This window comes from Clostridioides sp. ES-S-0190-01, from assembly GCF_020658275.1.
Classification (GTDB): Bacteria; Bacillota; Clostridia; order Peptostreptococcales; family Peptostreptococcaceae; genus Clostridioides.
In genome coordinates, this window is sequence record NZ_JACVWA010000051.1 from 1 (window position 1) to 12024 (window position 12024).

The window sequence follows — 12024 nt, forward strand, 5'->3', positions numbered from 1 at the left end:
GATTTGCCCAGACTGTAATACACAACATGACAGGGATATAAATGCAAGTATAAATATACTAAAAGAAGGATTAAGATTAGTGGGGATGGAACAGCCCTTAGAGCCTATGAATGCTTAGTACAAAAGTACTATCGAATAGGAATCTCCACCTTCAAACGCTACCAAGGGGAGTTAAGGTGGAGTAGTTCAAATAAACAATAGTATGTAAAAAAGTTATAAAAAACAGAGTAGCTTTATATTATATAAAATAAAAAAATTAGGAGGAAGTGAAAATAATGAATATAAAAAAGATAACTTTACCTGTTTTGGCTCTATTAGGGTTACTAACAGTATTTAATATAAATTCCCTAAAATCTTCCGCTTGGGGTGGAGATGATTCAGGGGGAGGAGATACTGTAATAAAAAACAGTAGAATTACTTGGGATATGTCTACGCAAGATGCAAATGGAAGACCACAACAAGGAGAATTCCATAAAAACCAGATAATGTCCAAAAACCCGCTTTTTGGAGATGTGGATGGGGCATATGTAGGTGGAGGTGGAAGGACCTACGTAAAAGATGGTGGTAAAGTCAGAAGTGCAATTAAGAGTGGATATGGATTTGACTTATTGTATTACGAGCAATATGCGGATAAAGATGGGAAAGTTTATAAATCTCCAGACGCAGACGGCACAAAAGAAAATTTTTACACGAAAATGGATTCTACTCTTACATCTGGCTACAGAAACAGATACTGGAACTTAAATTGGAATGGAAGCCAGACAAATTTTTCTAAGGTAAATGTAGAACCTAACTACCAAGGTCGCAAAAAGTATCAAATGTCGACAAATGACAACGTTACAAACAACTACGATGCCAGATTTGATAAAGATGGAGAATGGCGATATTTAGGATATAACTTGCGTGGAGAGGTTATAACAAACCCATATTTTTCTTGTGATGGTTCTGGGACAGAAACACATATGTCAGATTTTGGAATATTATGGCAGGGTGAAGGATGCAAAAAATTTGGCGGTTGGTTAGAGTACAATAATAGCGTGGCATACAAAGAAAAGAAAAAAGATGCCATAGAGAGACTGCTTAAAAAGGACCCACAATTTAAAAATGGTACTTTAATACAAGTAGCAAACAACAATAAACAAAGCAAAAAAGTAAGTGGAGGTAATATAAGTGCAGATGTGTGGATGGACAGCCTTAGTCTTTTAACGGATCCAAGGAAAGAAACTCCAATTTTTAGAGTGTATAGGGTAAAAACAAAAAACTGGAATGATAAAACTTTTAAAGGAAAAAGTAGTTTAAATGCCTACACTATAGTTGCACCAATAAATGTAAAACAGTCACAGGATGTGACTATTAGTGATATTAAGCTAATAGATAAAAGTGGGGCAGTCTTAAAACAATTTAAAAGAGATGATAGTGGTAATACAAGTACTGTAGGAAAAGGGACAGTAACACCAGGAGAAAAATACAAGGTAGAATATACTATAAAAAATAATGGAGATGTTGCTACAAAAACAATGCCTAATACTATAGATGTTGGTACGGCAACGGATAATAATGCTACAAAAAATGATTATACACAAAAATATCCAAGCAATAGTACTAAAGGTACTTTAAAAGGAGGGGGATTTATAGAAGCAGGTAAAACAGTTACATTAACAAAAGAAGTAACAGTACCTGCAGATACAAAAACCGCTTTTAGAGTTACTGGATACATAGGGGATGTATATAATAAAACAGACAATTTGGACCAAACGAATGACTGGGGGCATGTAGTTGCAGGTGTAGAAGGTAAGGAAGAAGAACAACCTGGGGATTTAAAAGTAAACAATATAAAAATGATAGATAAAAATGGAAAAGAAGCCCTTTACATGAAGCCAGGAGAAGAATATAAGATAAGATATATAGTAGATTACCATGGTCCTTCTAAAGAGTTCTGGCAAACAAAAACAGACAGTGAAGGGCATACGACAAGATACAGAGTTAAAAAAGCATTTAAATTTAACTGGACTGCAAAAAGATACCTACCACAAGGTGGAAGTGAACTATATAAAAATAGTAAAACTTTAAATCTTTATGGAGTAGATAAAGGAGAGAGCTGGAATTTTGAAACACCATATTTTGTGTGGGAAGTACCACGTGCAGAAGCTACAATTGCTGTAAATGCTCCAGTTTCTGTAGATTTAAATAAAGGTAATAATACAGCACAGAAAAAATGGTTCTACAATTATGATGTAAAAGTAAGCAACGTAAAAGTGTACAACGACAAAGAAAGACCTATCCAAGACAGTTTTATTACACTTGGAGTGAAATATGATGTTGATGTAATAGCACCGAGCCAAACACCAATTTTCGAAACAGATATTAAAACACATATAACACTTCCAAATGGACAAATTTTACAGTTTACGGACCATGTAAAAAAAGGAAGTAACAAAGACATAGCAAGGGAAATAAAAGTACCTATTACTGCAATAACAAGTGGTAGCAAGAAATTAAATGTAAATGTATATGCAAATGCAGACAAACATTTTTGGGAAAATGACCTTAATACACAAGCAAACAATAAAGGAAGTAATTACTCTACACAATTGCCTCCAATAAATCCAGTTGCAAGTGGTGGTTGTAGCATTTTTAATACAGAAAATAATTGGAATGTAGCACATAAAACATTAAATTATAATGGAAAATATATAAAATACAAAAAATTTGATGCAAGTAGAGAATACGATTTTTACAGATATACAAATGGAACAAGCCAGACAAAAAACGAAAGTTACTATGAGGAATATAATATAAAATCTGTTAAATTTAAGAGTAAGTATACAACAGATAAAGGTTATGGTTGGGTAGATTTAACTAAAGTAGCAGATAGAAAAAAAGCAAAAATTAAAGCTGGATATGGGTACGAGCTGGACGTAGTAGTGGAATATAATACGAATGCCTTAACGAGACAGCCAAAAGCTTGGGATACAAGAAATACAAGTACAAGTAAAGGATTAAGTGTAACAAACCAGAATATGGCTCCAAACATTTATAAAGATATATATGTAAAAACAGCAGATGGGAAGACCTTATCTGCAACAGGAATTTTTGGAAGCCAAAAAGTTTTTGATGTAACAGTTGTAAGTACAAATGCAGATAAGACAGTTTTAAGATATACAATGCAGAAAAAATCTAAAAATGGAGTGGAAGAACCTATTAAAATTTACACTGGGACTAATACAAAAGACGGATTTTATAGCTTAGATGTTTGGACTCCAGAGCTTACAGGGGTTGGAACTGCTAAGAGCAAAGAGAAGCTGTGCGATGAAAAGAATCTTGAATTTGAGATTAGAGGCAGTATGTGGGACGACACTAATGACCATATAGTACAATAAGAAAGATAAAAAAAGAAGCTTCTATAGAGATTATAGAAGCTTCTTTTTTTACACATAGTGTTAAGGTTTAATCTGGATATGGGTACGAGCTGGACATAACAGTAGAATAGTTTAAATACACATAGTGTTAAGGTTTAATGCAGACAGTTATGCAGGTTACGTTTGTATAATTGAATTTAAATACATACAATGTTAAGGTTTAATTTATTGCACAATGTGATCGTTGGTGTCATCCCACATGTTTAAATACATAAAGTGTTAAAGTTCAATTTAAACCTACAATCTTTCACACCTTCAAAAATACTTATTTAAATACACATAGTGTTAAGGTTTAATATTTAAATAGTACAGAAAGCGGAGGAAATAATAACAATTTAAATACACATAGTGTTAAGGTTTAATATCAATAGATGCAAATTCTTCTTTCGATTATCTTGATTTAAATACACATAGTGTTAAGGTTTAATAGAAGTTCACCCCCACAATTTAGGAAACCGTTTTACATTTAAATACACATAGTGTTAAGGTTTAATCACTGTAAACAAGCCATTTCTAAAATTAAGAAATGCTTACAATTCAGTAGTTTCAATTCCTATAAGCTTTTTATCCCAACTAATAGTTAAAAATAAGAATGTAGATATTTCAAATGCTATATTAATTAGCTTGGGATAATTTAATTATATCACTATATAAATTGACTTACAATATTTTATATAAACAATTTTTGGTGGTTGCTATTGATAAAAATATTTATAAAAATAAACAATATGGGGTTTGAAGTTAAAGAAGCTTCCATAATTGCTATAGAGGCTTCTTTTATATTAAACACAAAGTGTTAAGGTTTAATTTTTAATATTCCAATTATACAGTATTTAAATACACAAAGTGTTAAGGTTTAATGATGAATACTAAGCTAAATGAAGTATATAGTGTTTAAATACACATAGTGTTAAGGTTCAATCAACTCGTTTATGCATTTATAACAGGTCTGCAAGGGTTTAAATACACATAGTGTTAAGGTCTAATTTTAGTAAGAAAATCTGTTTCTTTTAAAAATATAGCGTTATTTAAATACACATAGTGTTAAGGTTTAATCTGATTTCTATTGCTAATGTACTTTATGTAACGATGTTTAAATACACATAATATTAAGGTTTAATCACTTCGTAAAATTGTATTTTTTAATGTTATGTAGTTTAAATACACAAAGTGTTCAGGTTTAATACATAATAAAAATGTAGATGCGAAGCGATTAGCTTCTTTTAAATACACATAGTGTTAAGGTTGAATTACTTAGTTTTAGTTACAGAATAGTTTTAATATGCTGTTTAAATACATATAATGTTAAGGTTTAATTGTATCTCATTGCAAGTGGATTACTCTTACTTATGCGTTCAAATACACAAGGTGTTAAGGTTTAATTTCTCTAATGCTTGTACTTGTCTATCGTTTAAATACAAATAGTGTTAAAGTTCAATAGCTATAAAGAATCTATTTGTAAAATCAATAAATACTTAAAATTACTACATTTCAACTAAGCTAAGTCCTTTATCCCAATTAACAGATAAAAATAATAATGTAGATATTTCAACATATATACCAATCAAATCGGGATAAATTAATTATATCACTATATAAATCAACTTACAATATTTTATATAAACAATAAAAATGTTATACTTATTATAAAAATAATTTAAAAATAATATATTAAACATGAATAAAAGTATTATAAAATATAATTTTAAAAGGGGAAAAATTAAATGAAAAAAGTGAACTTAGATAGGATAAAAAATTATCCATGGGATTTAGAATTTGCAGAAAAGCAAACGTATGAGATGTGTATTGAGGCTATAGAAGAAGATGGACTGTTACTTAAAGATGTAAGGTGGGATGAACTTAATTTAACCAAAGAACAGATATATAACCTATATCTTAAAGCAGTAAATGAAGATGGTAATGCACTTGAGTATATAGAAGAACAAACAGAAGAGATATGTTTAATTGCAGTCAAGCAAAATGGTTTAGCTTTAGAGTATGTAAAAGAACAAACAGAAGAGATATGCATAGAAGCTGTAAGAGAGTACTACTTATCTTTAGAATTTGTAATAGAACAGACTCCAAAAATATGTATGGAAGCAGTAGGACATGATGGATTGGCAATACAATTTGTAGAAAACCAAACAGAAGAGATATGTAGAGAAGCTCTAAAACAAGATAAAGATGCAATTAAGTATGTAATAGATAAGGAAAAATATTTAGAAGAATTTAATATTAAATATTTAAAAGAGCAGGGAAATGCAAGTGAAGTAATAGCAATAGAAAAAGATGGAGAATGGTTATTTACTGTAGGATGCCAAGATAATATTACTAAAGAGACTTTTATTGATAGAATTTATAATACAGATGGAGGATTTGACCCAGAGAAAAGAATAAATACTCATAGGAAAAGATATCTTAAATTTTTAAAAAGTTTTAATAATTCAAAAAGAGCTATCTGTTAATTTAGATAGCTTTTTTTAACCACTTTTATTGGCGTTATTTAAATACACATAGTGTTAAGGTTTAATTAATATAAGTAACAATAAAATAAATACAAATCGTTAGTTTGAATACACAAAGTGTTAAGGTTTAATTAACTGTAGCTATTTTATTTAGAAAGGCTTCTTCTATTTAAATACACGTAGTGTTAAGGTTTAATAACTCAAAACTTATATATTGTAGGAGGTGGAGCATGGTTTAAATACACATAGTGTTAAGGTTTAATCAAAAGTAACTGGCATATATTGTTTTGTACAAGCATTAATAAAATCTTGAAATTCTTCCTCTATGTCAATACAAACAACTTCAGTAAATCTTAATTCATTTACATAAAACTTTGTATAATCTTTAATGTTAAAATTTCCTTTTAAAACAGATTCTTGTACTTCTTCTTTTATAGTTTCCAACTGCATCAATTAGATTGGGATAAACTAATTATATCACTATATAAATCAAGTTTCAATATTTTATATAGTCAATATAAAATGTACAATAATTATAAAGGAAAATAAATAATACTATAATAAATCGAAATATAGTATTATAAAAATAAGATTGAAAAAGGAGAGTTAAATGGGAAAAATAGATGTAGATTGGGTAAAGGAACATCCATGGTCTTTGATAAATGCAGAAAAACAGACATATGAGATGTGCATTAATGCTGTAAGAGAAAATGGATTAGTCTTAGAGTATGTAAAAAATAAAACACCAGAAATATGTTTAATAGCAGTGAGACAAAATGGATTAGCTTTGAAATATGTGAAAAACCAAACCGAAGAAATATGTATGGAAGCAGTTAAAGAATGTGGAGTAGCATTAGAATATGTAGAAGAGCAAACAGAAGCAATATGTATAGAAGCTGTAAGACAAGCTGGTAAAGCTTTATGGTATGTTAAAGTACAAACAGAAGATATTTGTTTAGAAGCAATGAGGGAGAATGGATGGGCACTTCAATATGTAAAAGAGCAAACAGAAGAAATATGTTTAGAGGCTGTAAGAGAAAGAGGATTAGCCTTAAAACATGTTAAAGTACAAACAGAAGAGATATGTATAGAGGCAGTTAAAAAGAATGGGAAAGCACTTAAGTTTGTAAAAAAACAAACACCAGAAATATGCATGGAAGCAGTTAGAGAAGATGGATGGGCGTTAGAATATGTAAAAGAACAGACTAAAGAGATATGTTTATATGCATTAAAACAGGATAAACATTTAATTAAATATATAAGAAATAAAGAAGAATATGAAAATATGATTAAATATTTAAAGGAACAAGAAGGTGCTCAGGAAGTAATAGCTATAAAGAAAGGTAGAAGATGGCTATTTACAGTAGGTTGTCAAAGAGATATTACTAAAGAAAAGTTTATCCATAGAGTTTATAATACTAATGGAGGGTTTGATCCAGAAAAAGGGATAAATGTTCATAGACAAATATATCTTAATTTCCTAAAAGAGTTTGAATAGTAAAGAAGCTATCTGTTAATTTAGATAGCTTCTTTAGAACCACTTTTATTGGTGTTGTTTAAATACACGTAGTGTTAAGGGCATAAGTCATTCTATCCCAACTAATAGTTAAAAACAATAATGTAGGTATTCCAAAAGATGTATCAATTAACTTAGGATAAATTTGATTATATCACTATGTAAATCAACTTACAATATTTTATATAATCAACAAAAATGATATACTTATTATAAATATAATTGAAAAATAATATAATATATTAAAAAATAGTATTGTAAAAATATAATCGAAAAGAGGAAAAATTAAATGAAATGTATAGATATAGATTGGATAAGAAGGAATCCATGGGATTTGAAAAATGCAAAAACACAAACTTATGAGATGTGCATAGAGGCAGTAAAATATGATGGTAGATTACTTAAAGATATAAGATTTAATGAACTTAATTTAACTAAAGAACAGATATATAATTTATATCTTACAGCAGTAAAAGAAAATGGAATGGCTTTAAAGTACGTGAAATTCCAAGCACCAGAGATATGTCTTGAAGCTGTAAAAGAGAATGTATATGCACTTAAATATGTAAAAAATCAGACAGAGGAAATGTGCCTAATAGCAGTAAGAAATAGAGGATATGCTTTGGAGTTTGTAAAAAATCAAACAGAATATATTTGTTTAGAGGCAGTAAGACAAGATGGTGAAGCTTTAGAATATGTAAAGAATCAAACTGAAGAGATTTGCCTTGAAGCAGTAAAAGCAAATTGTTTATCTCTTATATTTGTAAAAGAGAAGACCGAAGAGGTTTGTATAGAGGCTGTAAGAAAATATGGACCATCTATTAGGTATGTAAAGAAGCAGACAGAAGAAATATGTAGAGAAGCTCTAAAACAAAATAAATATGCGATTAAATATGTAAAAGAGAAAGATAAATATTTAGAAGAATTTGATATTAAATATTTAGAGGAACAAGGTAAAGTAAGAGAAGTAATAGCAATAAAAGAAAATGGAGAGTGGCTATTTACAGTAGGTTGCCAAATAGATATAGACCTTGAAGAGTTTATATATAGAATTTATAATACAGATGGAGGGTTTGATCCAGAAAAAGGGATAAATGTTCATAGACAAATATATCTTGATTTCTTGGAACAATTTAAATAAGGCATTCTTACAAATTTATGTTAATATTAAAGACATTTAGGATTAATAATGTAAAGAGAGTTATCTAAATTGATAACTCTTTAGTTATACAGAGATTAAATATCGAAAAAGAGGCTTATATCTATCTTGAGATAGCTTCTTTACAATTTATATTATTAATAAGTTTAGTTTTATTATTTCTATTATTTTTGCTCTGTAGTCTTCTCCAAACTCATTTCTAATTGGTATAGCTCATTTTTACCTTCAACGTAGCTTTCACATACTTTTAAGTTATTAATTTCAATTCTTTGAAGCATACACATATCTTCAAAGTAATTTTTACAATCATAATTTTCACAATATATATTAGCCATTTTACCCCCTAATATTAAATTCTTGTATATTATTTATTCCAGTTTTATTTTTCATATCTTTTATTTTATCTCTTATTTTTCTATATAATTATCTATTACTTTATCTTTAACCAGGTCAATATAATCTAATATAGTTTGCTCTAACCACTCAAGCTCATTTTCATTTTTACACTTAAAAAATAAATCACTTAAAAATATTTCTAAATCTAATTTATTTAATAATAATTCTCCAGTATTATCTCTATTTAACATAATAATTTTTCTCCTTTTTTATTAAATTTAAAGGAATCCCTTTGTCGTTATAGCTTTCTTCTTTTAAAGTGATTATATCTACAACAAATGTTTCATCCTCTCCATTAAGCTTAACTTCAATCAAATTAAATACTTCATACACTTCAATAACAGTAATAATTTCTTCTCCCAAGTAAATAGGCAGTTTAAATTTCGTTCTATGTTTAAGTGTTTGGATATCCATAGTTATCTCCTTTAATAAGTATTAATCCTCTGATATATTAAATATATCATTAAATAAATTTAATATCAATATTTTATATAGTCAACAAAAATGGTATAATTATTGTGATTTCAAATAATATATTAATGCTATTTCTATAAAAAATAATATTAAAAAGGAGATATTAGGGCTTTTAATTCTGGAGTACCCAAAAATAACTTTAGTTATATACTTTTTTTAGATGAAAATGAGAAAGTGGTTAAAACTATGGTATTAAATGAAAAATATGATATTTCGAGGAGTAGAAGTCATAAGGAATACCTAAGTAAAAACGTTACTTTTAAATTTAATAAAGTGGATAAAGAAAATGAATTAACTTATAGATTAGAGAAATAAATATCAATAGGAATGTTTATAGTAATATGAGTTTTTATAAAATATTAATTTTTATTAGTAAAAAAAGTTAAATTTTATAAAATAAAATATAAAAAAATAAAAAATAATATAATTTCAATAAATTAATAAAAATATTATTAATTTATCGTAATAATTATAAAAAACAAAAAGGAATAGAATATAATCACTATATAAATTTTAAAAAATATATCTTTAATAATGATTGTTAAAAATAAAAAAGAGGTGGATTAAATGAGAGAAGTGAACTTAGATAGGATAAAAAATTGTCCATGGGATTTGGAATTTGCAGAAAAGCAAGCTTATGAGATGTGTATTGAGGCTATAGAAGAAGATGGATTGTTACTTAAAGATGTAAGGTGGGATGAACTTAATTTAACTAAAAAACAGATATATAAACTATGCCTTATAGCAGTAAGACAAAATGGAGAGGCCTTAGATTATGTTAAAGTACAAACAGAAGAGATATGTATAGAAGCGTTGAAACAAGATAAATATGCAATTAAATATGTTAAAGATAAAGAAAAATATGAAAATATATTTAATATTAAATATTTAAAAAAGCAGGGAGAAGCTAAAGAAGTAATGGCAATAAAGGAAAATGGTAAGTGGCTATTTACAGTAGGTTGCCAAGAAGACATAGACCTTGAAGAGTTTATATATAGAATTTATAATACAGATGGAGGGTTTGATTTAGAGAGAGGAATAAATGTTCATAGACAAGTTTATGTTGATTTTTTAGAACAATTTAAATAATATAAAAGAGCTATCTGTTAATTTAGATAGCTTTTTTTAACCACTTTTATTGGCATTGTTTAAATACACGTAGTGTTAAGGTTTAATCTATTCTTGAAGCTTTCTCATTATGTCAGTTATCCTAATTTAAACACACATAGTGTTAAGGTTTGATAGTTGTAAATAAGCCATTTTCACTAAGCATTCATAGGCTCTAATCTTAATCCTTCTTTTAGTATATTTATACTGACATTTATATTCCTGTCATGTTGTGTATTACAGCCTGGACAAACCAACCTTCTAAGTGTTAAGTTTTTTATATCTCTATTTCTAATGTTTTAGGCTTGCATCTCCATCCTCAACGCAAGTAAGGTAGAGTATTTCGCCTATCTTTGATAAATTGATTATAGCACTATATAAATAAATTTACAATAATTCATATAAACAATAAAATATAATATAGTTATCAAAGAATAACAAGAATATTAAAATTTATTATAAATTATTTACCTGTAATAAAAAACACTGCTATTTTAAGCAGTGTTTTACAGTTTTATAAAGTACATATACCAAAATGGCAAAACTCCAGAAGTCTTCTCCACTAAGAGTTATGTACAAGAATCTGAATAAATGCATAAAAGCACCTCCCTTTCTACAATAAAAATATTAGTTCTTTAAATTAATATTTAATAATGTAGTTTTAGAATGAGCCTTTATGGATTTGAAGTTTTTCAAAAAGAAAATACTTATTATTAATATATATTGTTATATGCACTTAACTATAGTTATATAACTAATTAATACTATAAATATTATATTATTTATATAAAACACAATATTATCTCAACTTTTAAATACACGTAGTGTTAAGGGCATAAGTCATTCTATCCCAACTAATAGTTAAAAACAATAATGTAGGTATTCCAAAAGATGTATCAATTAACTCAGAATAAATTTAATTATAGCACTATATATATCAACTTGTAATATTTCATATAATCAACAAAAATGATATACTTATTATAAATATAATTGAAAAATAATATAATAAATAAAATAAAGTATTATAAAATATAACCGAAAAGAGGAAAGATTAAATGAAATGTATAGATTTAGATATGATAAAAAATTATCCATGGGATTTGATAAATGCAGAAGAACAAAGTTATGAGATGTGTATAGAGGCAGTAAAACGAGATGGTAGATTACTTAAAGATATAAGATTTAATGAACTTAATTTAACTAAAGAACAGATATATAATTTATATTTTACAGCAGTAAAAGAAAATGGAATGGCTTTAAAGTACGTGAAATTCCAAGCACCAGAGATATGTCTTGAAGCTGTAAAAGAGACTGTATATGCACTTAAATATGTAAAAAATCAAACAGAGGAAATGTGCCTTATAGCGGTAAAGCAGAATGGAAATGCTTTAAAATATGTAAAAGAACAGACAGAAGAAATATGTGTTGAGGCAGTAAGACAAAATGGATTGGCTTTAGTATTTGTAAATAATCAAACTGCTAAAA

Annotated in this window: 11 protein-coding genes and 1 pseudogene; 7 read left to right on the forward strand and 5 right to left on the reverse strand. The window is 27.7% G+C overall.

The features are described 5' to 3' along the window. From IC214_RS20125 to IC214_RS20135, 3 genes are all read left to right on the forward strand, one after another. On the forward strand, positions 1 to 118 hold a 118-nt coding region (locus IC214_RS20125), incomplete at its 5' end, for a transposase (protein WP_227866131.1). A gap of 157 nt (positions 119 to 275) precedes the next feature. Then, positions 276 to 3380: a hypothetical protein gene (locus IC214_RS20130; protein ID WP_227825266.1), complete on the forward strand. Its 3105-nt coding sequence runs from the start codon at positions 276 to 278 to the stop codon at positions 3378 to 3380. Positions 3381 to 5143: 1763 nt separating this feature from the next. Further along, positions 5144 to 5884, forward strand: coding sequence for a DUF4116 domain-containing protein (locus IC214_RS20135; RefSeq protein ID WP_227825265.1), 741 nt, complete (start codon positions 5144 to 5146; stop codon positions 5882 to 5884). A 258-nt stretch (positions 5885 to 6142) separates the two neighbouring features. Here the strand turns inward: IC214_RS20135 and IC214_RS20140 are convergent, their stop codons facing one another. After that, positions 6143 to 6328 carry a hypothetical protein gene (locus tag IC214_RS20140; protein WP_227825264.1) on the reverse strand — a complete coding sequence of 62 codons (186 nt, stop codon included), beginning with the start codon at positions 6326 to 6328 and terminating at the stop codon, positions 6143 to 6145. A 166-nt stretch (positions 6329 to 6494) separates the two neighbouring features. On the opposite strand from IC214_RS20140, the gene IC214_RS20145 reads away from it, so the two are divergent. Together IC214_RS20145 and IC214_RS20150 are read left to right on the forward strand one after the other, a co-directional pair. Then, entirely contained in the window at positions 6495 to 7382 is an 888-nt protein-coding gene (locus IC214_RS20145) for a DUF4116 domain-containing protein (RefSeq protein ID WP_227825263.1), read from the forward strand. A gap of 307 nt (positions 7383 to 7689) precedes the next feature. Continuing rightward, positions 7690 to 8541 carry a DUF4116 domain-containing protein gene (locus tag IC214_RS20150; RefSeq protein WP_227825262.1) on the forward strand — a complete coding sequence of 284 codons (852 nt, stop codon included), beginning with the start codon at positions 7690 to 7692 and terminating at the stop codon, positions 8539 to 8541. 182 nt (positions 8542 to 8723) lie between these two features. Here IC214_RS20150 and IC214_RS20155 read toward each other — a convergent pair whose 3' ends face one another. From IC214_RS20155 to IC214_RS20165, 3 genes are all read right to left on the reverse strand, one after another. Continuing rightward, on the reverse strand, positions 8724 to 8894 hold the full coding sequence (locus IC214_RS20155) for a hypothetical protein (RefSeq protein WP_227845155.1): 171 nt from the start codon (positions 8892 to 8894) through the stop codon (positions 8724 to 8726). 72 nt (positions 8895 to 8966) lie between these two features. Beyond that, positions 8967 to 9146, reverse strand: a complete 180-nt coding sequence (locus IC214_RS20160) for a hypothetical protein (protein ID WP_227845154.1) — start codon at positions 9144 to 9146, stop codon at positions 8967 to 8969. Beyond that, complete coding sequence (locus IC214_RS20165) at positions 9136 to 9369, reverse strand: hypothetical protein (RefSeq protein WP_009899328.1); 234 nt, start codon at positions 9367 to 9369, stop codon at positions 9136 to 9138. The genes IC214_RS20160 and IC214_RS20165 overlap by 11 nt, the downstream gene beginning before the upstream one ends. Positions 9370 to 9996: 627 nt before the next feature. Between IC214_RS20165 and IC214_RS20170 the strand changes: the two genes are divergently transcribed. Further along, positions 9997 to 10518, forward strand: coding sequence for a DUF4116 domain-containing protein (locus tag IC214_RS20170; protein WP_227845153.1), 522 nt, complete (start codon positions 9997 to 9999; stop codon positions 10516 to 10518). A 176-nt stretch (positions 10519 to 10694) separates the two neighbouring features. On the opposite strand, the pseudogene IC214_RS21290 reads toward IC214_RS20170, so the two are convergent. Further along, positions 10695 to 10829 (reverse strand): annotated as a pseudogene (locus IC214_RS21290) (zinc ribbon domain-containing protein); the annotation flags it as partial. Positions 10830 to 11594: 765 nt separating this feature from the next. On the opposite strand from IC214_RS21290, the gene IC214_RS20180 reads away from it, so the two are divergent. Beyond that, positions 11595 to 12024, forward strand: a 430-nt coding sequence (locus IC214_RS20180) for a DUF4116 domain-containing protein (RefSeq protein ID WP_227845152.1), incomplete at its 3' end; no start/stop codon positions are given.

Excerpts from the sequence above, each read along its gene's own strand:
- IC214_RS20150 (WP_227825262.1), top strand. The coding sequence starts at position 7,690 with ATGAAATGTATAGATATAGATTGGATAAGAAGGAATCCATGGGATTTG.
- IC214_RS20130 (WP_227825266.1), top strand. The coding sequence starts at position 276 with ATGAATATAAAAAAGATAACTTTACCTGTTTTGGCTCTATTAGGGTTA.
- IC214_RS20165 (WP_009899328.1), bottom strand. The coding sequence starts at position 9,369 with ATGGATATCCAAACACTTAAACATAGAACGAAATTTAAACTGCCTATT.
- IC214_RS20145 (WP_227825263.1), top strand. The coding sequence starts at position 6,495 with ATGGGAAAAATAGATGTAGATTGGGTAAAGGAACATCCATGGTCTTTG.
- IC214_RS20135 (WP_227825265.1), top strand. The coding sequence starts at position 5,144 with ATGAAAAAAGTGAACTTAGATAGGATAAAAAATTATCCATGGGATTTA.
- IC214_RS20170 (WP_227845153.1), top strand. The coding sequence starts at position 9,997 with ATGAGAGAAGTGAACTTAGATAGGATAAAAAATTGTCCATGGGATTTG.
- IC214_RS20160 (WP_227845154.1), bottom strand. The coding sequence starts at position 9,146 with ATGTTAAATAGAGATAATACTGGAGAATTATTATTAAATAAATTAGAT.
- IC214_RS20155 (WP_227845155.1), bottom strand. The coding sequence starts at position 8,894 with ATGGCTAATATATATTGTGAAAATTATGATTGTAAAAATTACTTTGAA.